At 58.3% G+C, this 22,367-nt stretch carries 24 protein-coding genes and 2 tRNA genes; 5 read left to right on the top strand and 21 right to left on the bottom strand.

Annotation, left to right across the window (positions count from 1 at the left end):
* Positions 1 to 2: 2 nt before the first annotated feature.
* The 3 genes from MTP40_RS06640 to rpmE form a co-directional block, all read right to left on the bottom strand.
* Positions 3 to 875 (bottom strand): ABC transporter permease, encoded by an 873-nt coding sequence (locus MTP40_RS06640; protein ID WP_249260046.1) that lies wholly within the window; start codon positions 873 to 875, stop codon positions 3 to 5.
* Positions 872 to 1,615, bottom strand: a complete 744-nt coding sequence (locus MTP40_RS06635) for an ABC transporter ATP-binding protein (protein ID WP_442900446.1) — start codon at positions 1,613 to 1,615, stop codon at positions 872 to 874. The genes MTP40_RS06640 and MTP40_RS06635 overlap by 4 nt, the downstream gene beginning before the upstream one ends.
* Positions 1,616 to 1,795: 180 nt before the next feature.
* Positions 1,796 to 1,996, bottom strand: a complete 201-nt coding sequence (gene rpmE, locus MTP40_RS06630) for a 50S ribosomal protein L31 (RefSeq protein WP_005926533.1) — start codon at positions 1,994 to 1,996, stop codon at positions 1,796 to 1,798.
* A gap of 524 nt (positions 1,997 to 2,520) precedes the next feature.
* Between rpmE and MTP40_RS06625 the strand changes: the two genes are divergently transcribed.
* Positions 2,521 to 3,600 carry an AI-2E family transporter gene (locus tag MTP40_RS06625; protein WP_249260045.1) on the top strand — a complete coding sequence of 360 codons (1,080 nt, stop codon included), beginning with the start codon at positions 2,521 to 2,523 and terminating at the stop codon, positions 3,598 to 3,600.
* Positions 3,601 to 3,756: 156 nt separating this feature from the next.
* Here MTP40_RS06625 and MTP40_RS06620 read toward each other — a convergent pair whose 3' ends face one another.
* The 4 genes from MTP40_RS06620 to spoIVB form a co-directional block, all read right to left on the bottom strand.
* Entirely contained in the window at positions 3,757 to 4,929 is a 1,173-nt protein-coding gene (locus MTP40_RS06620) for an MFS transporter (protein WP_249260044.1), read from the bottom strand.
* A 112-nt stretch (positions 4,930 to 5,041) separates the two neighbouring features.
* Positions 5,042 to 5,503, bottom strand: a complete 462-nt coding sequence (locus MTP40_RS06615; protein ID WP_005932800.1) for an NUDIX hydrolase — start codon at positions 5,501 to 5,503, stop codon at positions 5,042 to 5,044.
* A gap of 501 nt (positions 5,504 to 6,004) precedes the next feature.
* On the bottom strand, positions 6,005 to 6,763 hold the full coding sequence (spo0A, locus tag MTP40_RS06610) for a sporulation transcription factor Spo0A (protein ID WP_117476226.1): 759 nt from the start codon (positions 6,761 to 6,763) through the stop codon (positions 6,005 to 6,007).
* 135 nt (positions 6,764 to 6,898) lie between these two features.
* Complete coding sequence (gene spoIVB, locus MTP40_RS06605) at positions 6,899 to 8,122, bottom strand: SpoIVB peptidase (RefSeq protein WP_249260043.1); 1,224 nt, start codon at positions 8,120 to 8,122, stop codon at positions 6,899 to 6,901.
* A 181-nt stretch (positions 8,123 to 8,303) separates the two neighbouring features.
* Between spoIVB and MTP40_RS06600 the strand changes: the two genes are divergently transcribed.
* Positions 8,304 to 8,384 (top strand) — tRNA-Leu (locus tag MTP40_RS06600).
* Positions 8,385 to 8,499: 115 nt separating this feature from the next.
* Here MTP40_RS06600 and MTP40_RS06595 read toward each other — a convergent pair.
* Positions 8,500 to 8,579, bottom strand: a tRNA-Leu gene (locus MTP40_RS06595).
* 141 nt (positions 8,580 to 8,720) lie between these two features.
* On the opposite strand from MTP40_RS06595, the gene MTP40_RS06590 reads away from it, so the two are divergent.
* A complete protein-coding gene (locus MTP40_RS06590; protein ID WP_249260042.1) occupies positions 8,721 to 9,569 on the top strand; it encodes a polysaccharide deacetylase family protein in 849 nt (282 codons plus the stop codon).
* Positions 9,570 to 9,575: 6 nt separating this feature from the next.
* On the opposite strand, the gene MTP40_RS06585 is transcribed toward MTP40_RS06590, so the two are convergent.
* From MTP40_RS06585 to MTP40_RS06555, 7 genes are all read right to left on the bottom strand, one after another.
* Positions 9,576 to 10,421, bottom strand: coding sequence for a MerR family transcriptional regulator (locus MTP40_RS06585; RefSeq protein ID WP_249260041.1), 846 nt, complete (start codon positions 10,419 to 10,421; stop codon positions 9,576 to 9,578).
* Between the two features lie 124 nt (positions 10,422 to 10,545).
* On the bottom strand, positions 10,546 to 11,946 hold the full coding sequence (locus tag MTP40_RS06580) for an aminopeptidase (protein ID WP_249260040.1): 1,401 nt from the start codon (positions 11,944 to 11,946) through the stop codon (positions 10,546 to 10,548).
* Between the two features lie 82 nt (positions 11,947 to 12,028).
* Positions 12,029 to 12,592, bottom strand: a complete 564-nt coding sequence (locus MTP40_RS06575; RefSeq protein WP_249260039.1) for a lytic transglycosylase domain-containing protein — start codon at positions 12,590 to 12,592, stop codon at positions 12,029 to 12,031.
* Positions 12,589 to 13,218 carry a dephospho-CoA kinase gene (gene coaE / locus MTP40_RS06570; RefSeq protein WP_005932782.1) on the bottom strand — a complete coding sequence of 210 codons (630 nt, stop codon included), beginning with the start codon at positions 13,216 to 13,218 and terminating at the stop codon, positions 12,589 to 12,591. The genes MTP40_RS06575 and coaE overlap by 4 nt, the downstream gene beginning before the upstream one ends.
* The gene (locus MTP40_RS06565; RefSeq protein WP_227612344.1) at positions 13,215 to 14,240 is read right to left on the bottom strand and encodes an L-threonylcarbamoyladenylate synthase; all 1,026 of its coding nucleotides are present in this window, start codon (positions 14,238 to 14,240) and stop codon (positions 13,215 to 13,217) included. The genes coaE and MTP40_RS06565 overlap by 4 nt, the downstream gene beginning before the upstream one ends.
* A gap of 87 nt (positions 14,241 to 14,327) precedes the next feature.
* Positions 14,328 to 15,419 carry a peptide chain release factor 1 gene (gene prfA, locus MTP40_RS06560; protein ID WP_117504007.1) on the bottom strand — a complete coding sequence of 364 codons (1,092 nt, stop codon included), beginning with the start codon at positions 15,417 to 15,419 and terminating at the stop codon, positions 14,328 to 14,330.
* Between the two features lie 31 nt (positions 15,420 to 15,450).
* The gene (locus MTP40_RS06555; protein ID WP_005932779.1) at positions 15,451 to 15,642 is read right to left on the bottom strand and encodes a DUF951 domain-containing protein; all 192 of its coding nucleotides are present in this window, start codon (positions 15,640 to 15,642) and stop codon (positions 15,451 to 15,453) included.
* 196 nt (positions 15,643 to 15,838) lie between these two features.
* Here MTP40_RS06555 and MTP40_RS06550 point away from each other — a divergent pair, with 196 nt between their 5' ends.
* Positions 15,839 to 16,774 carry a S1 RNA-binding domain-containing protein gene (locus MTP40_RS06550; protein WP_249260038.1) on the top strand — a complete coding sequence of 312 codons (936 nt, stop codon included), beginning with the start codon at positions 15,839 to 15,841 and terminating at the stop codon, positions 16,772 to 16,774.
* Positions 16,775 to 16,866: 92 nt separating this feature from the next.
* Positions 16,867 to 17,409 (top strand): DUF4364 family protein, encoded by a 543-nt coding sequence (locus tag MTP40_RS06545; RefSeq protein ID WP_207683821.1) that lies wholly within the window; start codon positions 16,867 to 16,869, stop codon positions 17,407 to 17,409.
* 39 nt (positions 17,410 to 17,448) lie between these two features.
* Here MTP40_RS06545 and yqeB read toward each other — a convergent pair whose 3' ends face one another.
* Genes yqeB through selD form a run of 6 tightly spaced genes read right to left on the bottom strand, consistent with a single transcriptional unit; the run spans position 17,449 to position 22,366 of the window.
* Positions 17,449 to 18,264: a selenium-dependent molybdenum cofactor biosynthesis protein YqeB gene (gene yqeB / locus MTP40_RS06540; RefSeq protein ID WP_207683820.1), complete on the bottom strand. Its 816-nt coding sequence runs from the start codon at positions 18,262 to 18,264 to the stop codon at positions 17,449 to 17,451.
* A gap of 3 nt (positions 18,265 to 18,267) precedes the next feature.
* Positions 18,268 to 19,299: an XdhC family protein gene (locus tag MTP40_RS06535; protein ID WP_242700786.1), complete on the bottom strand. Its 1,032-nt coding sequence runs from the start codon at positions 19,297 to 19,299 to the stop codon at positions 18,268 to 18,270.
* 18 nt (positions 19,300 to 19,317) lie between these two features.
* Positions 19,318 to 19,548, bottom strand: coding sequence for a DUF3343 domain-containing protein (locus MTP40_RS06530; protein ID WP_097771062.1), 231 nt, complete (start codon positions 19,546 to 19,548; stop codon positions 19,318 to 19,320).
* Between the two features lie 3 nt (positions 19,549 to 19,551).
* Positions 19,552 to 20,685, bottom strand: coding sequence for an aminotransferase class V-fold PLP-dependent enzyme (locus tag MTP40_RS06525; protein ID WP_249260037.1), 1,134 nt, complete (start codon positions 20,683 to 20,685; stop codon positions 19,552 to 19,554).
* Positions 20,682 to 21,314 carry a sulfurtransferase-like selenium metabolism protein YedF gene (gene yedF, locus MTP40_RS06520; RefSeq protein WP_035394061.1) on the bottom strand — a complete coding sequence of 211 codons (633 nt, stop codon included), beginning with the start codon at positions 21,312 to 21,314 and terminating at the stop codon, positions 20,682 to 20,684. The genes MTP40_RS06525 and yedF overlap by 4 nt, the downstream gene beginning before the upstream one ends.
* A gap of 14 nt (positions 21,315 to 21,328) precedes the next feature.
* Entirely contained in the window at positions 21,329 to 22,366 is a 1,038-nt protein-coding gene (gene selD / locus MTP40_RS06515; RefSeq protein WP_249260036.1) for a selenide, water dikinase SelD, read from the bottom strand.
* Position 22,367 lies beyond the last annotated feature (1 nt).

The raw sequence follows: 22,367 nt of genomic DNA, 5'->3' as shown, positions 1-22,367 counted from the left end.
TCTCAGTTCCAGCGGCGCTTCTCAATGTCCTGCGCCGTAAGGAACAGGAACACTGCCGTCACAGTCAGATAATAGACCACGGCAGGGATGGAGAAGCTGTTGTTGACAAAATCCTCAAAGGGTGTAAACAGGCACAGGGCACTCAGCACGGCGCTGAAAGCCTCGGTAAGCCATGCACTGCGGAGCAGAAACAGCCCCGTCAGGCCCAGGCAGAGCGCCGCAAAGGTCAGGCACCCCAGCACAAAGCTGCGGGTGCGCAGACCGGCCGCCAGAGAAGCCGCGCCTGCGATCCCGGTGAACACTGCCAGCGCCACGGCGCTGCCCGCATTGAACATGCTGCGCAGGCTGGGCATCAGGTAGGCCAGCAGCAGAGCTGAAAAGCCCGCCACGGCAGCAATGATCTGGTTCTCGGTCAGGCCGGAGAGAAACTCACACAATGCAATGGCTGCACAGCCCAGCAAAAAGTAGCAGAGCAGCCCCGCAAGGTTTGCGAGCAGAGCAGACACGGTGCTGCCCAGCGCCCAGAGGATGAAGATCATCACCGCATCCACAGCGCAGGGCAGAGCGAACACAGCCGCCATGGCAAAGAACTTGCCCAGCACGATGCCCCACACTGAGACCGGGCTGGTGAGCAGCAGCTGGTCGGTGCGGCTGTGGCGCTCCTCGGCCAGTGAGCGCATCGCCAGCACCGGGATATAGAGCAGCAGCATGAAAATGGTCTGGTAGAGGGTGTAGTAACTGAAATCCGTCAGGCCGTAGATCAGGCACCGGGCCAGAAAATACAGGCCGGAACTCGCCACCAGAAACGCCGTGAGGACGTACCCCAGCATCCCGTGAAAGAAGCTGCGGAATTCCCGCTTAAAAATAGCTGTCATTCTGCGTCCTCCTCTCCGGTTGCTTCTTCCGATTCACCGTCGGTCAGTTCCAGAAACACCGCTTCCAGGCTCTTGCCATCGGCGGTCAGCTCCTCCAGACTGCCTGCTGCCGCCAGATGCCCTTTGGAAAGGATCAGGATCTGCTGGCAGACTGCCTGCACCTCACTGAGGATATGGCTGGACAGGATAACTGTATGTGCCCGACCCAGCTCCCGGATGAGCTTGCGGATCTCGATGACCTGTGCCGGGTCCAGGCCGACCGTCGGCTCGTCCAGAATGATGAGCCTGGGACTGCCCAGCAATGCCTGTGCAATGCCCACCCGCTGCTTGTAGCCCTTGGAAAGGCTGCGGATGAGCCGGGGCAGAACGGTTTCCAGCCCGGTACGGCGGGCAGCCCTGCACACCTGCTCCTTCCGTTCCGCCTTTTTCACACCCTTCAACTCGGCGGCAAAGGTCAGGTACTCCTGCACCGTCATCTCCGGGTAAAGGGGCGGCTGTTCGGGCAGATAGCCCACACAGGCCTTGGCGGCATCGGCCTCCTCGGGCAGAGGGTGCCCTGCCACCGTCACCTGCCCACTGGTGGCAGAGAGATAGCCGGTGAGGATGTTCATAATGGTGGATTTGCCCGCGCCGTTGGGCCCCAGCAGACCACAGATCTGGCCATCTGCCACGGTAAACGAGACATCGTCCACGGCAAGATGATTGCCATACTGTTTGGTGAGATGAGAAACTTCGATCACGTTCACAACGCTCCTTTCTAAGGCAGCGCAAAGCGCTTTTTGAAGATACTGGTTTATTTTAGTCCGGAAATGTGTTCAAAATAAGGGAACGGCGTGTAGATTACAGAAAGAGAGCTTTTGTGCGGCATAACAACAAAAAACGCCGCCTCCCAAAGGAGACGGCGCTGAAAAGACCAGTAATTACTTACGGCCGAAACGCTTGTTGAAGCGCTCAACACGTCCGCCGGTGTCAACCAGCTTCTGCTTACCAGTGTAGAAGGGGTGGCACTTGGAGCAAACTTCGACGTGGATCTCGGGCTTGGTAGAACGAGTCTTAATGACGTTGCCGCAAGCGCAAGTGATGGTGCAGTCAACGTAGTTCGGATGGATACCCTGTTTCATTCTTTTTCACCTCATTTCTGGTTCTGACTTATTGGGGCCATATTATAAATGTATGTGCCCATCACAACCTTCAATATCGGCTACCCCCGCGAGCGGCCTTGGAAACGATTGCCTTAATATTATAGCACAGATCTCAGAAAAAGCAAGAGGAAATTTCAGCTTTTTTCGTGTCATTTTTATACAGACTGTACTATGGAATTTTGTATTAAGTTGATTTTCGTTCAACCTTATATAAGCAGCAAAGATACTCTTTGTTATATTCCTTTGCTTTTCCACGCATTCCCGTTTATTTTGAGTTTTTTCACAGAATTGCGACCTACATATTATATCACGCCCGACCCAAAAAGAAAACCCCGCAGTTCCCAACTTCTTGACAAGCCAGCTGCTTCTGATTACAATACGAAAAAAGAGTTCGCAGACGTTCTCTTTGCATATTTCAGCCATCAGCTCCGGGAAAGGATTTTTTCATGGAACCAAAAACAAAACAATATCTGCTCATAACTGTTGTAGGAGTCACGCTTTTTGTGGCGCTGCTGCGGCTTTCTTCCGTTCTGGCATTTGCTGCACAGCTGGTAGACCTGGTATTGCCCATTCTGGCAGGCGGCATTCTGGCACTTTTTATCAACGTGCCTATGACCGGGCTGGAAAAACGGCTGAAACGCCTGTTCTGCAAGGCCAAAAAACAGCCCTCGGATAAAGTACTTCATCTCCTGAGCTTCTTCATCACCCTGCTGGGTGTTGTGCTGGTGTTGGTGCTGGCGCTGACACTGCTGATTCCGGAGCTGGTGCAGTCTTTTCACAGCCTCTATGTACAGATCGAAGCAAACATCCCCCGCTGGACCGCCTATCTCAGCGCACAGGATGCCGACATGGGGTGGCTGATGAGCTGGCTGGAGGGCATCGACTGGGAGCAGCTGCTCCGCAGGGTCACCGACAGCATCGACACCGTGCTGGTCAATGCGGTAGGTGCCGTATCTGCCACGGTAAATATCGTGGTGACCGCATCCTTTGCCCTGATCATCTCCGTTTATATGTCCGTTGGCTCAGAGAGTCTCTGCCACCACGCCCGCACATTGGTCTGTGCCTACCTGAAGCCCAGCCACTCCGCTTGGCTGCTGAAGTTCTGCCGACTGTTCCGGCAATCCTTTGCAAACTTCCTGACAGGGCAATGCAGCGAGGCCGTGATCCTTGGCATTCTCATGGCCCTTGCGTTTTCCGTTTTCAAGATCCCCTACGGCAGCCTGGTGGGAATGCTGACCGCCATCTGCGCCATTATCCCCTACGTCGGAGCGCTGATCTCCTGCGTAGTCAGCGTGTTCCTCGTGCTGTTGGTGGATCCCGTTCTGGCCGTGCGCTGCCTCATTGTTTACCTTGCCGTACAGTTTATTGAAAACCAGTTCATCTACCCCCGGGTGGTGGGAAAATCTGTGGGGCTTTCTCCGCTGTACACCCTTGTGGCCGCTATGATCGGCGGAGAGCTCTTTGGCATCATCGGTATCATCTTCTTTATCCCCCTGACGGCGGTGATCATTGAGCTTGTGAAGGAGGATGCCTGCCGACGCATACAGGCAAGAGAACCCCAGCGATCTGGGCCGTCTGAGTAAAGGGTTTCCCCCAGTGCCGCATCCAGAACCATCATCGTGGTGCGCCGCATCCGATTGTGAGACCTGCCGACTGTTCCGGTGCAGGTGCGGGATTGATATGCATACAAAAATACCGCTGCTCTTGTGCATTTCCCCAAATGCAAGAGCAGCGGTATTTTATTGCGCCGCTTTTGTTTTCTTTTGCAGCGCTTCGTGCATATATCCCATCAAAATCAGGATCACCAGCAGGTAATACGGAAAAATTGCAATCGTGGTGTGGTTTGCGATCACGCCGAACAACGGCGGCATCAGGCAGTTGCCAATATAGGCGCTGGCCATCTGAACCCCAATGACCGCCTGTGACCTGTCCGCACCGAAGCGGCCCGGCGTTGCATGAATGATGCTGGGATAGATCGGAGCACAGCCAAGACCAACCAGCAGCAGCCCTGCCAGTGTCACTGCTTCCCCAAGCGGCAGAAGAAACGCCGCTATCCCAATCGCGATGATCCCCTGCCCCATACGAACCATCTGGGTATCATCGAATTTTAAGGTCAGGAAGCCGCACAACGCCCGCCCCACGGTGATGCCGACAAAGAAAAGACTGGCAAAGCCGGCGGCGGTCTCCGGCGCGATTCCCCTGTTCAGCACCAGATAACTGCTGGCCCACAGACTGGTGGTCTGCTCCAGAGAGCAGTAGCAAAAAAATGTAACCAGAACCTCTTTTACGCCCGAGATCCGGAAAATCTGTTTCAGGGTCAGCGCTTCTGCCGGAGCTGCTTCCCGCTCCTCGGCATTCGCACCCGATTTCGTTTTCCAGAGCGGAAGGCTCAGCAGAATAATGATCGTCAGCACCATCTGCATCACACTGATGACCCGATACCCCGTCTGCCACCCGGCACGGGAAGAAAGCGCCGCGCCCATGATGTAGGGCCCGACCGAGGCACCGATCCCCCACATACAATGGAGCCAGCTCATGTGGCGGCTGGCAAAATGGAGCGCCACATAGTTGTTGAGTGCCGCATCCACGCTTCCAGCTCCCAGTCCATAAGGGATCGCCCACAGGCACATGGCCCAGAATGAGCTGCTGACAGAAAACCCGAACAGCGCTGCGGCGGTCATGGCCACGCTGATGGCTGTAACACCGCCTGCTCCAAACCGGCGGGTCATCCGGTCACTTTGCAGGCTGGAGAGCACCGTTCCCACCGATATGATACAGAAGATCACACCGGAGTAGGAGACCGGAACTCCAAACCCCGGATAGATCGAAGGCCACGCAGCCCCCAGCAGAGAATCCGGCAGGCCCAGACTGATAAAAGAAACATAGATCACCGCTAACAGCAGATGGATCATCTTGCATTCCTCCTTTTGATCGATACAATTATATCACAACAGAAGAAATGCCATTAGGATAAATTCCTCAATTTTGTACAACAAAAGCGTCAACATCGAAAGCACAGATTCATCATCGCACTTCCGTTCGGATCGTGAACCCATCCGGAAGGTTGGAAATTTCTTTTTTCAGGAACAATGGATAAAAAGTTTCATCCTTTAATTGAGCAATCTCTAACCATTTAAATATATGCGTATCGGTTCCCTCTGTTCGAGTGAACGTGTTTTGCCTTTCCAGCAGGCCAGCATCTGCGGTATCCATCAAAAAATAAATACATATCTCGTGATATCGGAGACCATCTGTATCTTTTGTGAAAAAAGATTGATTCAACCATAATGGCCGGGATATCTTCAGTGAAACACCAAGCTCTTCCCGAACTTCCCGTATCATCGCTTGTTCGGCCGTTTCCTCCATCATCACTCTACCCCCGGGCAGAGAGTAGTACTCTGACGGTTTGTCATGGGACATTGCCAAAATTCTTCCGTTAGAAATTATGATTGCACTCACTCTATAATTGAACTTTTCATCGCCCATCTTAAAAGAGATATCCACTTTCCATCACGCTCCCACATTCATTCTTATTCGTACATCCGCCCCTATTTTACCAGCAATAAGAGAACATAGCAATTTCTTCAAACAAAAACGCCAGCGTACCATGTTTTCGCAACACGATACGCTGGTGTCTTATTGTTCTGCTGTTACCCAGCCCTCGGTGTGAGCCATGCTTTTACGATAGCGGTCTTTATACTTGATCCACTTCCGAATCTGCCCTGCCATCTTCTCCGAAAAGAATACCGACTCAGTCCCTTTAACTCACACGCCTCCAGAAACATTTCTACATCTTTTTCCACCACAAAAAACCTCCGGAATCCATTCGGCTCCACACCCAATAAATTCCGGAGATTTATCGCCCTATCAACATTCAATTCATCGCTATGGAATCCATAATTCTATAATGCCATAGCGATAAACATTTTTCACCATCCCAGAATTGCCAGCTTTGCGCACAAAATATCACGTCGGCACGTGTATCCATCACACTGCCCTCTGCCGTTTATCCAGCCGCATCTTATCGGCAATCATCGCAATGAACTCTGAATTGGTGGGCTTGCCCCGCAGGTTGTGGATGGTATAGCCGAAATAGCTGTTAAGAGTGTCCACATCGCCCCGGTCCCACGCCACCTCAATGGCGTGGCGGATGGCGCGCTCCACCCGGCTGGCAGTGGTACCGTTTTTCTTGGCGATTTCCGGGTAGAGACGCTTGGTCACAGCGTTGATGTACTCCGGCTCGTTCATGGTAAGCAGGATGGCATCCCGCAGGAACTGGTAGCCCTTGATGTGGGCGGGAACGCCGATCTGGTGCAGGATCTCAGTGACTGTCAGTTCATCGCTGTCCACGCTGGTATGCAGAATGCGCTTTTCCTGCCCGGCAGCCACCTTCAGCACGCGGCTTGCCAGAACCGTCTCGTCAAAGGGCTTGACGAAGTAGTAAGCAAAGCCCTCGTCCAGCAGCTCCTGCACCATTTCCTCGCTCTGGAACGCCCCCGTCACAAAGAAAGAGGTGTGACGCTCACCGGCTGCATTGTACTTCTGTTTCACGGCCAGCGCATCCAGCCCGGGCATAAAGGCATCCAGCAACACCACCTGGGGCCGCACTGCAAGCATTTTCTGCAGGACCTTCAGGCCGTCTTTTTCCACCACGGTCACCTCTACGCCCTTCTGCTCCAAAGCTTCACGACAGGCTGCCGTGATCTCTGCGCCAGTATCCGACATCAAAAATTTGATCTTGTCCATCGTTCATTCCTCCAATGTGTGCGGTTTTCCTTACGTTTCTGATTTTACCATAAATTCCCATGGATTTCAACTGTTATTTTTGCCATATTATGGAATCTTCAGTCGAATCAGCCTGTTTTGTTTTACCAAATCTGCTCATTTTTCCGCCGTTGCAACCTGTTCAGCCTGCTCCAGCATGGTCTGCGCGAAAATTCCATAGCCCCGTGTCGGATCGTTGACGAGAACATGGGTCACCGCGCCGACCAGCCGCCCATTCTGCAAAATGGGACTGCCGCTCATCCCCTGCACAATGCCGCCGGTCCGGGAAAGCAGGGCTTTGTCCACCACCCGGACGACCATATTGCGGCGCGGATCGGCATCGCTGATCTTCTCGATGCGGACATGGTAGGTACGGGGTGTTTCCCCAGCGACGGTAGCCAGGATCTGTGCATCCCCCGTCTCGACCTCCTGCGCAAACGCCACCGGCATGGTTTGCCCGGAAAAGCCTGTCCGCGTTGTGCCATAAACACCGTTTTCTCCATTGATCCGGATGCTGCCAATGGCGTGGGCGCTCAGGAACTTCCCCTTCAGCTCCCCTGGGCTGCCCACAGTGCCCATGCTGCACCCGGTGATATCACACGGCACGATCTCCCCGCTGCGCAGAGCGATGCTTTCGCCGGTGTCGCCGTCGCTGATGGGATGCCCCAGCCCTGCAAAGACACCCTTTTCCGGGTCCACAAAGGTCAGAGTGCCCACACCGGCGGAGGAATCCCGCACCCACATGCCTGCCCGCCACTGGGCGGCAGCAGCATCCCAGACAGGGGTCAGGGTGGTGCTGCGCTGTTCCCCGCTGCGGACATAGATGACCTCTGCGGCGCTTCCCCGGGCGGCTTCCAGCGCTTCCTTCACAGCGTCATTGTTTTCCGTCCTGGTCTGTCCAATGCGGATCACGCGGTCTCCCAGGCGCAGTCCCGCCGCCTTTGCCGGGTTCACTGTGCTCCCGCCGGGGCTGTCAATATCGGAAAAGCCAACGATCAGTGCCCCCTCGGAGAACATTTTGACCCCGAACGGCGTACCGCAGACCGTGACCTGCGTGCGCTCCGTGACCACCGTGCGGATATTCTTGATGGGAAGCCAGCCGCCCAGTGACAGAGTGGTCTGGTAACTGCCCACGACCTGGGTACTGGCCGCATTCTGGCTGCCGTGAAGCCCCATAGGTTCCACCCAGCCAAAGCGGGGCAAAAGCAAGGCCTGCCCGGGTTCCAGATAAACACGATCCGGCAGGCGGCTGTACAGCCAACCCAGCAGCAGAAACGGCAGCAGGAGAAGATACACTGCTGTCAGTCTCAGCAATCGCTGTGCTCTGTTGCGTCGTTTCACGGTCCTGCCTCCCCGGTGATAATTTGTTCTAGTATGCACCGGAACACGATCGAATATGAAACGAGGAAATTTCTATCAAAATCGCTTGACTTTCCCGGGGTAATGTGGTAGTATATTCAAGCAGTCCGCAACAACGGTTTCGAGCCTCAGAAATCCGGGATTGCAACAATTTTATAGTTGTGCGAGGGTGGCGGAACTGGCAGACGCGCACGTTTGAGGTGCGTGTGGTTTATCCTTGGGGGTTCGAGTCCCCTCCCTCGCATAAAAGAAATCCCACGGTCTAGCGATAGATCGTGGGATTTTCTTATGCTTTCCAACCAAAGCCGCAAACAAAACGGCAGGCCCGGATTCTATCCAAGGGCCTGCCGTTTTGTGTATGCAGGAGAAGGGACTTGAACCCTCACTCACTGGGAACTGGTGCCTAAAACCAGCGCGTCTGCCATTCCGCCACTCCTGCACGGAGAACTTATTTAGTTTATCAATTTTTGCGGAAAATGTCAATTCCTCTGCCTGCTTTTGTATTCTACAAATTTTCAGCGGGTCATATCCTATAAGAGATACTGCAGATCCAATGCGATTTGTCAAGGAGGTTTGGGAGATGGTTTCATGGCTGAGAGCAAACGGGAAGATCTTATTTCGCAGGGCAGCTCTGCTTCTGGCGGGCGCAGCGGCAGGCTTTGGGCTGGGGCTGTTCTTTGCTGTGCCGGCGGGGCCCGGCTGCCAGGAAAGCGACCTGACCCCGGTACCGGATACCGGCTTTGCCTCCCCTGCTCCGGAGGCGGCCCCTGCAAGCTCCTTGCCGCAGGAAGAGCCGGTGCCGGAGAAATGGGTCTGCCTGACCTTCGATGATGGCCCCAGCAAAACGACCCCGGCGGTTCTGGATGCGCTGAACACCGCCGGGGTCAAGGCCACCTTTTTTGTGGTGGCCACGGGCTACAATGAAAAATACCTGCCGCTCATTGCGGATGCGGCGGCGGCAGGCCACCAGATCGCGCTGCATTCCGCTTCCCATGAATACAGTGACATCTACCAGAGTTCAGCTGCTTACTGGCAGGATATCGAGCTGTTGAAAGAGCGCATCTCGCCCTATGTCAACACAGCTTCTCTGCATTACCTGCGCTTTCCGGGCGGCAGCACCAACACGGTCAGCCGCCGCTACGGCGGGCGCGGTGTGATGGCCGAGCTGAAACAGCAGTGTGCCGAAAAAGGATATGCCTATGTAGACTGGAACGTCTGTGCTGAGGATGCCGTAGGCGGCAAGCCCAGTGCCGGAACCATCTACCGGAATGTGGTGCATGAGACCGGTGAGCAGACCCAGTGCATCGTTCTGATGCACGATTCTGCCACCACCCGCACCACCGCCGAGGCGCTGCCGGACATCATACGGTGGTATACGGACAACGGCTACACTTTTTTGACCGTAGCCGAGGCGCTGCCGCTGGGGTAATGCGCCTTACAGCCACTTTTCAAAGCAGCGCCCCAGCAGTACCCCGCCGGATGCCAGCGCCGCCAGCCAGAGCCAGTCCGTGCCGCCGGTGACTGCCCACCCCGCTGCCATGATAGCCGCAAAGACGCACACCGGCGGCAGCACGATACGCGCAATGCGCAGCAGCTTTTCCCGCCGGGAGGGAAGCCCGGTGTCAAGCTGCTCGGGATGCACGGTGTCACAGCAGATCTCGTCCCGGTATTTGCCCGGATTGCGGTAAGCTTTATACGGAATGCCATCCAGCGAGAACTCCGGGTACATCCCCTCTTTGGTCAGGGCGAACTGCATTCCCCGCTCTTCTGCATAGGTCTGCAACGCCGCCGTAAACTCCTGCGGGGTGTTGATGCTGCCCTGCGGAATAAAGAAAAAGTGCTTTTGATGCTGAACCCGCGCCAGCGTGCAGTAATCCTGCAGCCAGCCGGAGAAGAAGCCCTGCTGCGGGGTGGGGCTTTCCATGCGGGTCAGGCAGTCGTCCACATCCAGCTGATCCACCTGAGGAGCCTGTTGGGTCAGCTCTGCGCAAAAGCGGATCGCACCCGCCAGCTGAGCCGCCTGCTGCTCCAGCACAGTCTGCTGGGCTTGCAGCGCCTGCTGCAGGGGCTGTTCCCCGCGCAGCACCGCCTTGATGGTGGGCAGCGGCACATCCAGCATCCGAAGCATTCGGATGAGCTTGAGGGTGCGGACATCCCCGGCGGTGTAATCGCGGTAGTCATTGCCCTGCCTGCGCGCCGGTGTGAGAAGCCCCTCTTTTTCGTAAAAGCGGATGTTCGGGGCAGACACACCGCTTTGTTCTGAAGCCTGTTTGATGTTCATTTGCTTCACCTCCGCCCTTACACTACACCATAAAGTCGGTTAAAGGTCAAGCATTTTTCTTAAAATAGCGCAAAAATGCCCCGGCGGGCGCAAAACCTGCCGGGGCATTCATTCTGGATCGCGCTTACTGTGCGTTGTTGAACAGGGAGAAGGCACGGTAAGCCATGTACAGGTCGTTCTTGTGGATGACCTCGAAGGGAGCGTGCATGGACAGCACAGGCACACCGATATCCAGCACGGGGATGCCGCGGTTTGCGACATACTTGGCGATGGTGCCGCCGCCGCCCAGATCCAGACGGCCCAGCTCACCGATCTGCCATGCAACGTTGCCGTTGTCCAGCATCCGGGTGATATCACTGACCAGCTCAGCGCAGGCATCGCTTGCGGAGCCCTTGCTGCCGCCGCCGGTGTACTTGAAGATGGCAACGCCGCGGCCTGCATAAGTGCCATTCATAGGCTCGAATGCACTTGCCCAGGTGGGATCGTAGGCAGCGGTCACGTCAGCGGACAGGCAGACACTGTGACGGAAGGCCAGGATATCATCCTGACCGGCGGCACGGCAGAGCTCCTGCATGAAGTGGAAGGCGTACATGCTCTGCATACCGGTCACGCCATCGGAGCCGATCTCTTCCTTATCGGTCAGGACGCAGACGGTGGTGTAGGCGGGGTTCTTGGTCTCGATCTCGGCCATCAGTGCAGGATAAGCGTCCACACGGTCATCGTGGCCATAGCCGCCCACCATGGAGCGGTCGAAGCCAACGTCACGGCTCTTGTAAGCCGGGGTGATCTCGATCTCAGCACGCATGAACTCCTTCTCGGTGATGCCGTACTTCTCGTTGAGCAGGATCATGGTATTCAGCTTGACAGCTTCCTTGACGTTCTCGTCATCAACAGCATCAGAGCCGATGAGGAGGTTCAGCTCCTCAGCCTTGATGCCGTCCTTCAGGGGACGGGCGTTCTGCTCGGCACCCAGATGGGGCAGCAGGTCGGTGATGCAGAAGACGGGATCGTTCTCATCCTCGCCCACACGGACGGTGACGGTGGAGCCATCCTCACGGGTGAACACGCCGTGGATGGACAGCGGAATGGTGCCCCACTGATACTTGCGGACACCACCGTAGTAATGGGTCTTGAAGTAGCTCAGGTGGTCAGACTCATACAGCGGGGTGGGGCGCAGGTCCAGACGGGGGCTGTCGGTGTGGGCAATGACCAGATGGAAGCCATCCTCAAAGCTCTTGGTACCGATGGTGGAAGCCACCACAGCCTTGTTGTACTGGACAAAGTAGATCTTGTCGCCGGGCTTGTAGGTCTTTTTCGGGTCGAACTGCTGGTAGCCTGCATCCTTGAGCATCTGCTCGCTCTCGGCGGCAACCTCGCGCTCGGTCTTGCCTGCATCCAGGAACTTCTTGTAGCCCTCGGCAAAGTCGTGGGCCTTCTGCTTCACGTCAGCGTCCTTATCGGCGACGTAAGCAGGCTTATAGAGCAGCTTTTCAGCCAGCTGCTGGTTCGGAGTTTTTTCTGCCATAGAATTTCTCCTGCCTTTCTGTTTCGGTATTCCTAAATATTTCAAACCGGCGCAAGCCGGTTCAAGCGGGTTTGCAGCCTGCTCAGGCTCCGTACAGCTCGGTGTACTTGGCATAGCAGGCGGTGATCTTTTCCACATAGTGGTGCATCTGGTTATAGGGGAAACCCGACAGGGTCAACCCGTCCTCTGAATGTTCCTCCTTCTGAAGCAGGGCATCCACAGTGCCCCACCCGCTGTGGTAGGCTGCGGCGGCCGTGGAGATATCGCCGTTGTAACGCACCAGACAGAGGTGAAGGTAATAGCACCCGAAGCGGATGCTCTCATCGGGGTCGTACAGGTCGCCAAAGGAAACCTCCTCCTCCAGGCCCAGCTTACTGCGGAGCCAGAGGAAGGTCTCCTCCGTCATCTGCATCAGGCCGCGCGCATCAACACTGGAAGTTGCGCCCGGGTCAAAGCCGCTCTCGGTGCGGATGAAGGAATAGACCAGCAGCGGGTCAAGGTCATACTCGGCAGCGTACTGCTCCACAAGGTCGTTGTATTTCCGCGGGTAGAGCCGCTGTTCCACCTGACGGCGCACCGGCGGCAGCGCCAGCAGGACCATACAGAGCAGAAAGAGCAGAACCAGCGTTTTCAAAAACTTTTTCAAAGCGAAGTGTCCGCGCCCCCTTTCCGTGCACCCTCAGCCTGCAGCTGCTCACAGAGCGCCGCTGCCGCCGCTTCCAGAGAAGCAAGGTCAGCATCGTTGCGCAGGACAAGATCGGCCCTGGCAAGCAGGACTTCTTCCGGGGTCTGGGCGTTGAGCCGCCGTGCCGCCATTTCCGGGGCGATGCCGTCCCGGGCCGCAATGCGGGCCACACTGGTGGCAAAGGGCGCAGTGACCACACAGAGGTGGTCGCACTCTTTTTCCGCATCGGTGCCCACGATCACGGCTCCGTCTATCACAAAAAGCGGTGCTCCGGCCTCCCGGGCGGCCTGCTTCAGTCTGCAGACCCGCCGGATGATCTCTGGAAGCACGAGGGAATCCAGAGCAGCCTTTCCTTCCGGCGCAGCAAAGGCGCGGTCTGCCAGCAGGCGGCGGTTCAGGCTGCCGTCGGCATACAGGATATCTGCCCCGAACCGCTGGGCCAGCACCGGCAGCAGCGGAGAACCGGGCAGAAGGATCTCGCGGGAGATCTGGTCGGCATCCACCAGCGGGACACCATGGGCGGCAAACACCGCCGTCACAGTCGATTTGCCGCAGCCGCTGCGGCCGGTGATCCCAAGCGTGATCATAGCTGGATCACCCGGAACGCTGCCGCTCGGATCAGGCGGTTGTACACTGCCATGGACAGGCCGTCCTTTTTCGGGCAGCGGGCATAGACCACGCCGTCCCCCTGCTCATCCAGGGCACGCAGGCTGCGGAAGATATGCTTTGCCTGATCGGCACCATCGTCCTCCCTGCCATACTCCACGCAGGGCCAGCCGAGCTTTTCTGCCTCGCCGGTAAAACAGAGACAGCTGGGGTTCTGGTCGGCATGGGCATCCACATAGGCCTTGAACTGCTCAAAGGTGCCGTCCAGCAGGGTGACATCTGCCTTAGGGGCGTAATGCTTATACTTCATGCCGGGGCTGCGGACAACAGCACCCTCGGGCAGCTTCTCGAGGATGGCCTTGGAGACCTCGACCTCCTCCCCCAGAGCACGCTCCAGATCTTCCAGCGTGATATGGCCGGGGCGGAACAGGGTGGGCTTTTCGCCTACCACAGAGATCACGGTACTCTCCACACCCACATCGCACTCGCCGCCATCCAGGATCAGGGGCAGACGGCCATCCATATCGGTGAACACATCCTGTGCGTTGGTGGGGCTGGGCTTGCCGGAAAGGTTCGCGCTGGGGGCCGCAAAGGCACAGCCGCTCTGCGCAATGACAGCCCGTGCCACCGGGTGGCTGGGCATCCGGATGCCCACCGTGTCCAGACCGGCACAGCACTCCGCGGCCACCTCCGGGCCGCGGGGCATGATGATGGTCAAAGGGCCGGGGCAGAACGCGGCCATCAGCAGCTGGGCACGCTCGGGCACCTCGCTGACAAGGCCGGGCAGCATCTCCGGGCCGGTGACATGGACGATCAGGGGGTTGTCCTGCGGGCGGCCTTTGGCCACAAAGATCTTTGCGACCGCCGCGCCGTTCCGCGCATCGGCGGCAATGCCGTAGACCGTCTCGGTGGGCAGGGCCACCAGCTCCCCTCTGCGCAGCAGATCAGCCGCTTTGGCGATTGCTTCGCCCTCAGCAGGTAAAATTTCAGTTTTCATTTTCATGCGATTCATCGTTCTTTCTATCTGTAAAGTGAAAATACTTTTCAATCATCAAATCAACACAAGCACGTTATTCTTTTCATCACAGCTTCATTCAGCCTGTGCGTTGAGCTGACGCAGTTTTTCGGCCTGTTCATGGGTTGCCAGTGCGTCAATGATCTCGTCCAGATTTCCGTCCATGATCTTATCCAGATTGTGGACCGTCAGGCCGATGCGGTGGTCGGTGCAGCGATCCTGCGGGAAGTTGTAAGTCCGGATCTTCTCGCTGCGATCACCGGTTCCCACCTGCCCTGCGCGGTTGGCATTGATGGCATCCTGCTGTTCCTTCTGCTTCTGGGCCAGCAGGCGGCTGCGCAGGATCTCCAGCGCCTTATCCTTATTCTGGAACTGGCTGCGCTCGTTCTGGCACTCCACCACCATTCCGGTGGGGATGTGCGTGACCCGGATGGCGCTGGACGTTTTGTTGATGTGCTGGCCGCCCGCACCCGAGGAGCGGAAGGTATCGATGCGCAGATCCTTGGGGTCGATGACAAGATCCACCTCTTCGGCCTGCGGCATCACCGCCACGGTTGCCGTGGAGGTGTGGATGCGGCCCTGCGTTTCGGTCTCGGGCACACGCTGGACACGGTGCACTCCGCTCTCATACTTGAGCCGGTTATAGGCCCCTGCGCCGTTCACGGCAAGGATAGCTTCCTTGACACCGCCCAGCTCCGTCTCGTTGAGGTTCAGAACCTCCAGCTCCCAGCCCCTGCTCTGAACGTACATGGTGTACATCCGCATCAGGCTGTGGGCAAACAGTGCGGCCTCTTCGCCGCCCGCACCGCCGCGCAGCTCCATGATGACGCTTTTATCATCGTTGACATCCTTGGGCAGCAGCAAAATTTTGAGATTATTTTCCAGCTGCGCCACTTCCTGACTTTTTTCGCCGATCTCCTGCTGTACCATTTCCTTAAAGTCCGGATCAAGGGTCTCGCCCTCGAGCAGGGCTTTGGCCTGAGCAAGATGATCCTGCGCCGTGATCAGGGCCTGATAGGCCTGCACCACAGGTTCTGCCTCGTGATACTCCTGCATCAGACGGCGGAACAGTGCAGGATCTGCCGCTGTTTCCGGCTGGTTCAGGCGGATGGAAAGTTCTTCAAACCGGTGGCTGACAGCCTCCATTTGGGAAAGCAGTCTTGACATACTGTGCAGTTCTCCTTACATGACCCAATGGTTACTCGGCAGCGCCGGGCTTGAGCACTTTCTTGATGTTTTTTTCAATTTTCGCGCGGGGCAGCATGACCTCACGGCCGCAGCCCGTGCAGCGGATCTTGAAATCCATACCGACCCGGAGCACCTCGAAGCTGGAAGCTCCGCACGGGTGTTTTTTGCGGGTCTGGATGGTATCTCCCACTGCGATATCCATGTTTCTTTCCCTCCTGCCGCCCCTTTGCGGGGCAGTACCCTGTGCAGCAGGTTTCTATGCCGCACATACAGATATAGTATAAACCAAACTCGTATAAAATGCAATTGTCCGCGCATAGAGTTTTAATGCCGACACCTGCTTTGTGTGCCGACGTGCAGCGGAAAACGCTAAAATAACACAGAAAGAGGAACAAACCATGATGCAGACATTTCGTACTGAAGGCAATTACCGTTCCGCAGACCGGCTCAGCCCCACAGAACTGCGCGCCGCCATCGCCAGCCGCGAAATTTTACAGAGCACCGCCCTTGCCTTTGACACCCAGCGCCAGCTCCGGTTCGACCTGGGCGGGGTAAAGGCCGTGATGCCCTTTGGCCAGTGCGCCGATGGGGCCGAGAGCGGCACCGTGCGGGACATTGCGGTGCTGACGCGGGTGGGCCGCCCCACCTGCTTTGTGATCGAAGGGATGGAGACCGGGGAAAACGGCCAGCCCTGCTACCTGCTTTCCCGGGCCGAGGCACAGCGGATGTGCAAGGCAGAGTATCTGGACACCTTACAGCCCGGGGACATCCTGCCCTGCACTGTGACCCACATCGAGCCGTTTGGTGCCTTTTGTGACGTTGGGTGCGGCATCAGCGCCCTGCTGCCCATCGACTGCATGTCGGTCAGCCGTATCTCCTCCCCTGCCGACCGGGTGAGTGTGGGCCAGCAGATCCTGTGCGCCATCAAAAACCGGGACGTGCAGGGGCGGTTCGTGCTGAGCATCCGGGAGCTGCTGGGCACCTGGGAGGAAAACGCCGCCGGGTTCACCGTGGGCGAGACCGTGGTGGGCATTGTGCGGAGCGTGGAGGAATATGGCACCTTTGTGGAGATCGCCCCCAATCTGGCCGGCCTTGCCGAGACCTGCCCTGACCTGCACCCCGGGCAGGCGGTGAGCGTCTACATCAAAAACATCCTGCCCGATAAAATGAAGATCAAGCTGGTCATCGTCAACCACAGCCTGGGCCAGAGCCACCGGTTCGACCTGCGCTATTTCATCACCGAGGGGCATATCGACCACTGGCTGTATTCCACCCCCGAAAGCCGCAAGCGCATTGAGACAGATTTTGCGGTTGCGGCTTGCAATCCGGTCTGAAACCCTTTATACTATAAGAAAGTGATTCTTTACGGCCTGCCCCGAGGCAGTGCCGGGCAGCAATTTGAAATAACAGGGGGATGTGCAGAACGATGGCCGCCAACGATGCTTTTACCGCCGGTGTTCGTCCCGGCGGACTGACCGACAGCACGGAGATCCGGTTGCTGTTGTGTTATCTGGTAAAGAATGCCGGGCCGATCACCCGGACGGAGATCGAGAATGCGCTGATGGAAGAGCAGCTGGTCAACTATTTTGAGATCGGCTCCTGTCTGGATGATATCACTCGCCAGCAGCTGGTCACACTGAAGGAAGATCGCTATTCCATCACCGAAAAAGGACGCAGGGTCGCACAGGAGCTTGCCTATGACCTGCCCCGCAGTGTGCGGGAGCGCGCGGTGGCGGCGGTTCTGCGCAGCCAGACCTGGGCCCGCAAGGAAGCCGAGTACAGCGCCCGCATCACCGAAAAGCCGGACGGCCACTGCTCCATCCGCTGCACCATCAAGGCACTGGATCAGGAGCTGTTTTGTCTGGACATCGGCACGCCTGACCGACTGAGTGCCGATCTGGTCAAGAAGCAGTTCATCCTCAAGGGCAACGAGATCTATCAGATGCTCATCACCAAACTGACAGAGTAACAAAGAAACGGGGCTGTTGCAAAAACAGTCCCGTTTCTTTTAGTTCCAGCACGCTGCTGTGATCAATTCCAGCACACTGCCCGCAATGCAGCGGGCCTTATCCGAGATGAGGAAGCAGTTTTCCAGCTCTGCGCGACGGGGGTCCACATCGGCTACCTTGAATCCTTTGGTCACCGGGTAGCCATCCCGCAGCAGACCCCGCAGGATGCCGGAGATCTGTGTGGCCACCGGTAAACGCTGGCCGTCTGGTGTTTCGATCTCGGCCACAGCCTCGCCTGCCTCCACAAAATCAGCGATAGAATGCAGGTTGCGGAAGATGCCCGCGGCCTGCGCATGGAGCACACGCTCGGCACCATAGCCGCCAATGATGCCCGGCACGCCGGAGTTGGGTGCGGCAGACCCTTCCCGGATGATGCGGCCCAGCTTGTGGCCGCGCTTGGTCTCCACCACCACGTCAACATCCTGCCCCGCCGCAAAGCCAGGACCAAGGGCAATGGTCAGCGGAGCCATCTCCCGGGTGGTGCCCAGATTTTTCTTTGCGATGATGGCATCCACCAGAACAGCAGGCCTTGCCTGCGGCAGACACGCACCTGTTGGGTCTATCAGGACCGGCACGGCGTTCTGTGCCCAGACGGCATCGGCATCCGCCAGCGTCTCCACTCGGATGCCCCGCATTCCTTCCACAGCGGTCTCGCCTTCGTAAACAGCCTCACAGAGAGACACCTGCCGACGGATGGCGGCGGGATGGGCCGTTTCCAGCACCAGCACCCGCAGGCCAGCCGACCAGAGCCGATGCACAACACCGGTGGCAAGGTCTCCCCCGCCCCGGACAACGATCAGGTCATCACGTTTCATGGCTCATTCCTCCGGTTCCAGACGCTGCAAAAAGACTTCCATGGAGCCGCCGCAGGCTGCAATAGCAGCGGCATCGCTAGCCCCCTCTGTGGTAAAGGCGGCCAGCCTGCACGGGGCAGCCCCTGGCTCCAGCAATTCCCGCGCCAGCTGCTGGGTGCGGTACTCCATGATGCCGCCGCCCACACTGCCCACGGCAGAGCCATCGGGCAGGACCAACATCTTGGAGCCTTCCTCCCGTGGCGTAGAGCCATGGCGGCCTACGATGGTCGCCAGCACCGCCGGAGCGGTCTGCTGTTCCAGCGCAGCCAGCAGCACCGGGGAAAAGCCCTCGGTCTGCTGGCGGCTGTTTTTAACAGAGACGATCTCCGCAAGAATAGAAAGTGCGATCTCCTGTGCGGTTTTTGCGCCAATGGAAAGCCCAATGGGCGCGTGCAGGGCATCAATGCGCTCTTGCGGCAGCCCCAGCTCGGCCAGTTGTGTGTGCACCAGAGCCGCGCGCTTCCGGCTGCCCATCATGCCCACATAGGCGGCGGGCTTTTGCAGAATAGAACGCAGGCAGGCGATATCACAGCTGTGGGCGCGGGTCACGACCACAAAGTATGTCTCCTGCCCGCCGGGGATCTGTGCAAGGCCCTCTGCAAAGGGCAGGCAGAGCACAGCATCGGCCCCGACCTGACGCAGCTCCTCCGCAAACTCGGGGCGGTCCTCCAGCGCTGTGACCGGCAGGCCCAGCAGCTTTGCCAGCCGCACCACCGACGCGCCCACATGGCCGCCGCCGCAGACCACAAGCTGCGGGGCTGCGCCAAAGCGCTCCACAAAGATGCGCTGTCCGGCTGATTTCAGAATTCCACTGGAGGTCACAGCGGCCAAGGCAGGCAGATGCTCCCCCCAGAACGCAGGCAGCTCCTCCGGCCAGACCGGTGCTGTGTTCCGCAGCAGGACACGTTCCCCCTGCGCCCGGCCTTCCAGCACCGTGGCCAGCAGAAAATCCCCCTCCCGGTCATGGAGTGCATTGAAAAAAGAACGGTTTCCCATCCAATTCTCCTTTATTTGTTATTGTTCTACCACCGCTGCGGCATCATAGGCGGCGGGGTCGATGCGGCTCTGCCACAGCGGCCAGTCCTCGGGCGGCATCCGCCACGCAAGGCCGCACCCGGCAGAGAGCTCCCGGGGCAGCGGAATAAGCCGCCCGGGGATGTGTTCCGCTTCGCAGTGTTTTTCCCATGCCATTGCTTCCACTGTGGTGCGGAAGGATAACACGATATAGGGTCTCTTTGCACGCATTATTTATTCCTCCGCCAGGCTGCGCACCGCACGGGCAGCGGCAAGCGCCTCCTCCCGGGTGTTGGTGTGGGAGAAGCTGAACCGCACCACGCCCTGCTCCACGGTGCCCAGCGCCTTGTGCATCAGTGGAGCACAGTGCGCACCGGCCCGCACACAGATGCCGTACTCCTCCCAGAGCGCATCTGCCACCCGGGCGGAATCCTCGCCCATCAGGTTCAGCGAGACGATGGGCGCACGCGGCGCAGTGAAGTCACCATAGAGCCGCACACCGGGAATTTCCCGGACAGTTTCATAAAACAGGCGTGCAAGCGCATTTTCTTTTGCTTCCAGCGCTTCCACGCCCTGCGTCAGGAGCCAGCGCACCCCGGCCCCCAGCCCGGCGATTCCCGGCACATTCAGCGTCCCGGCTTCCAGAGCGGTGGGCATTTCGGTAGGGTGGTGTTCATCAAAGCTGTGGACTCCGCTGCCGCCCACCACAAGGGGGGCAACCTGCAGCCCGGGCCGGACATACAGCCCGCCGGTGCCCTGCGGGCCCAGCAGCGCCTTGTGCCCGGTAAAGCAGAGCACATCGATCCCCAGTGCCTGCACATCCACCAACATGGCACCCGCTGTCTGGGCGGCATCCACGAGAAACAACAGGCCGTGCTTTTTTGCAAAAGCGGACACGAACGCCAGGTCCGTGCGGTTTCCGGTGACATTGGAAGCACCGGTCACAACCACTCCCTTGGTGTTTGGACGGAGCAGCTGCTCAAACTGCGCATAGCAGAGCACACCGTTTGCGTCCACATCCACAAAGCTCACCTCAACCCCCTGCCTTTGGAGGCGGTAGAGGGGCCGCAGGACGGAATTGTGCTCGCAGACCGTGGTGATGACATGATCCCCCGGGCCAAAGAGCCCGTTGATGGCCGTGTTCAGCGCCTGGGTCGCATTGGATGCAAAGGCGATGCAGGCCGGGCCTTCGGCGTGGAAGAGCTGGGCCAGCGCTTCCCGGGTCTCGTAGACGACACGGGAGGCGTGCAGGGTGGGCGCATGGGCCCCACGGCCCGGGTTGCCCGCTGTCTGCAGAGCATCCAGCATCGCCTGCCCCACCTCCGGAGGCTTGTGCAGAGTGGTTGCGGCGTTATCAAGGTAGATCACGGCTTGACCACGTTCCCGGCGTTCAGCATCTTTTCAGCGATGACATACATATTGGTCACGCCGCCCACGGCCAGCTTCTCCGTTATGCCGTAGTAGTTCAGGCAGGTGCCGCAGGTCAGGATCTCCACACCCTCAGCTTCCAGTGCCTTCAGGTCTTCCAGCATGGGCGAACCCTCACAGGTCAGGGATGCGCCGCCGTTATAGAAAAGGATCGTCTTGGGCAGCTTGTCCTGCTGGGTCAGGGAGAACACGAAGGCCTTGAGCAGGGTCTTGCCCAGCTCCTCGGCCCCCTCCCCCATCTTGTCGGACGCGATGACCACCACTGTATCGGTGCGGGCATCCGGGATGCAGGTTTCCGCTTCTGCCTGCTGTTTCACCTTGCCCGGCACAGCGGTTTCCGCAGCGGGCGTGTCCTTGATGGTAAAGCGAACACGGTATTCCTGTTCGGCCAGTTTTTCGGAGCTGGACAGATAGCCCTTCTGCTGGGCCATCTTGGTCAGGTTCTGGACAGCAATTTCATTGTCCACCAGCACTTCCACCTCGCCGGGGCCGTGCAGCTCTGCAATGGCCTTTTTGGCCTTGACCACGGGCAGCGGACAGGCATCTCCACGGGCATCGATCTTGATCATCGGTTGTTCCTCCATCATTCGTATGTTACTGTGATCTCCGGTGTCTGCTTTTCCCCAATGGTGCCCACGATTTTTGCGGGCAGACCCGCCGCCTGCAGCTCTGCTTCCAGGGCAGCGGCATCCTGCGGGGCCACGGCAAACAGCAGGCCGCCGGAGGTCTGGGGATCAAACAGGATCTCTTCCATCGGGAAGGGCACTTTTTCAAACCGGACAAAGGGCCCGGTATGATTACGGTTGCGCTGACCGGCGGCGGTGTACAGGCAGGCATCTGCGGCCTCCCACGCACCGGGCAGCACCGGCACCGCATGGGCATCGATGACGCAGGAGAGCTTCTCCCCCATCATCTCGTGCAGATGGCCCAGGAAGCTGAACCCGGTCACATCCGTGGCGGCGTGCACCTCGTACCTGCGTGCGATCTCTGCCGCCGTTTTGTTCAGGGTGGCCATGGAACGGACTGCTGCTTCCATCTGTTCCGGAGCGGCTTCGCCCACCCGGTTGGCGGTGCAGATCAGCCCCACGCCAAGCGCCTTGGTCAGAAGGAGCTTGTCGCCCGGGCGGCCGGTATCGTTGGCCGTCAGGCGGTGCGGGTCTACCAGACCGGTCACCGACAGGCCGTACTTCACGCCGGTATCGGCAATGGAGTGCCCACCCGCCAGCGTGCCCCCGGCTTCGGCCACCTTTTCGGCACCGCCGCGCAGGATCTCTCCCAGCACATTCAGATCCATGCTCTCGGGGAAGCAGACAAGATTCAGTGCCGTTTTGACCTCACCGCCCATGGCGTAGACATCGCTCAGGGCATTGGCTGCGGCGATCTGCCCGAAGGTATAGGGGTCATCGACCATCGGCGGGAAGAAATCCACCGTCTGCACCAGAGCAATGTCCTCGGTGATGCGGTAGACGGCAGCATCGTCCCGGCTGTCGTAGCCAACCAGAAGGTCGGGGTCTTTTTCGCCCCGGGGCAGCTTTTCCAGAATGCGGCTCAGTACCCCGGCCCCCAGCTTGGCGGTGCATCCGCCGCCGGTGCAGAAGACAATGGGGCCTTGTTCTGCCATT

This window comes from Faecalibacterium sp. IP-3-29, from assembly GCF_023347335.1.
Lineage (GTDB): Bacteria > Bacillota > Clostridia > Oscillospirales > Ruminococcaceae > Faecalibacterium > Faecalibacterium duncaniae.
This window is presented reverse-complemented; position numbering and strand designations above follow the sequence as displayed.

Bases quoted from the DNA above. Each gene is read 5' to 3' on its own strand.
- MTP40_RS06640 (WP_249260046.1), bottom strand. From the start codon at position 875: ATGACAGCTATTTTTAAGCGGGAATTCCGCAGCTTCTTTCACGGGATG.
- MTP40_RS06620 (WP_249260044.1), bottom strand. From the start codon at position 4,929: ATGATCCATCTGCTGTTAGCGGTGATCTATGTTTCTTTTATCAGTCTG.
- rpmE (WP_005926533.1), bottom strand. From the start codon at position 1,996: ATGAAACAGGGTATCCATCCGAACTACGTTGACTGCACCATCACTTGC.
- MTP40_RS06580 (WP_249260040.1), bottom strand. From the start codon at position 11,946: ATGGCAGAAAAAACTCCGAACCAGCAGCTGGCTGAAAAGCTGCTCTAT.
- yqeB (WP_207683820.1), bottom strand. From the start codon at position 18,264: ATGAAACGTGATGACCTGATCGTTGTCCGGGGCGGGGGAGACCTTGCC.
- coaE (WP_005932782.1), bottom strand. From the start codon at position 13,218: ATGATCACGCTTGGGATCACCGGCCGCAGCGGCTGCGGCAAATCGACT.
- MTP40_RS06530 (WP_097771062.1), bottom strand. From the start codon at position 19,548: ATGCGTGCAAAGAGACCCTATATCGTGTTATCCTTCCGCACCACAGTG.
- MTP40_RS06535 (WP_242700786.1), bottom strand. From the start codon at position 19,299: ATGGGAAACCGTTCTTTTTTCAATGCACTCCATGACCGGGAGGGGGAT.
- MTP40_RS06550 (WP_249260038.1), top strand. From the start codon at position 15,839: ATGATGCAGACATTTCGTACTGAAGGCAATTACCGTTCCGCAGACCGG.
- MTP40_RS06585 (WP_249260041.1), bottom strand. From the start codon at position 10,421: ATGAACATCAAACAGGCTTCAGAACAAAGCGGTGTGTCTGCCCCGAAC.
- spo0A (WP_117476226.1), bottom strand. From the start codon at position 6,763: ATGGACAAGATCAAATTTTTGATGTCGGATACTGGCGCAGAGATCACG.
- MTP40_RS06615 (WP_005932800.1), bottom strand. From the start codon at position 5,503: ATGGGCGATGAAAAGTTCAATTATAGAGTGAGTGCAATCATAATTTCT.
- yedF (WP_035394061.1), bottom strand. From the start codon at position 21,314: ATGATCAAGATCGATGCCCGTGGAGATGCCTGTCCGCTGCCCGTGGTC.
- MTP40_RS06565 (WP_227612344.1), bottom strand. From the start codon at position 14,240: ATGAAAATGAAAACTGAAATTTTACCTGCTGAGGGCGAAGCAATCGCC.
- selD (WP_249260036.1), bottom strand. From the start codon at position 22,366: ATGGCAGAACAAGGCCCCATTGTCTTCTGCACCGGCGGCGGATGCACC.
- MTP40_RS06545 (WP_207683821.1), top strand. From the start codon at position 16,867: ATGGCCGCCAACGATGCTTTTACCGCCGGTGTTCGTCCCGGCGGACTG.
- MTP40_RS06555 (WP_005932779.1), bottom strand. From the start codon at position 15,642: ATGGATATCGCAGTGGGAGATACCATCCAGACCCGCAAAAAACACCCG.
- MTP40_RS06590 (WP_249260042.1), top strand. From the start codon at position 8,721: ATGGTTTCATGGCTGAGAGCAAACGGGAAGATCTTATTTCGCAGGGCA.
- prfA (WP_117504007.1), bottom strand. From the start codon at position 15,419: ATGTCAAGACTGCTTTCCCAAATGGAGGCTGTCAGCCACCGGTTTGAA.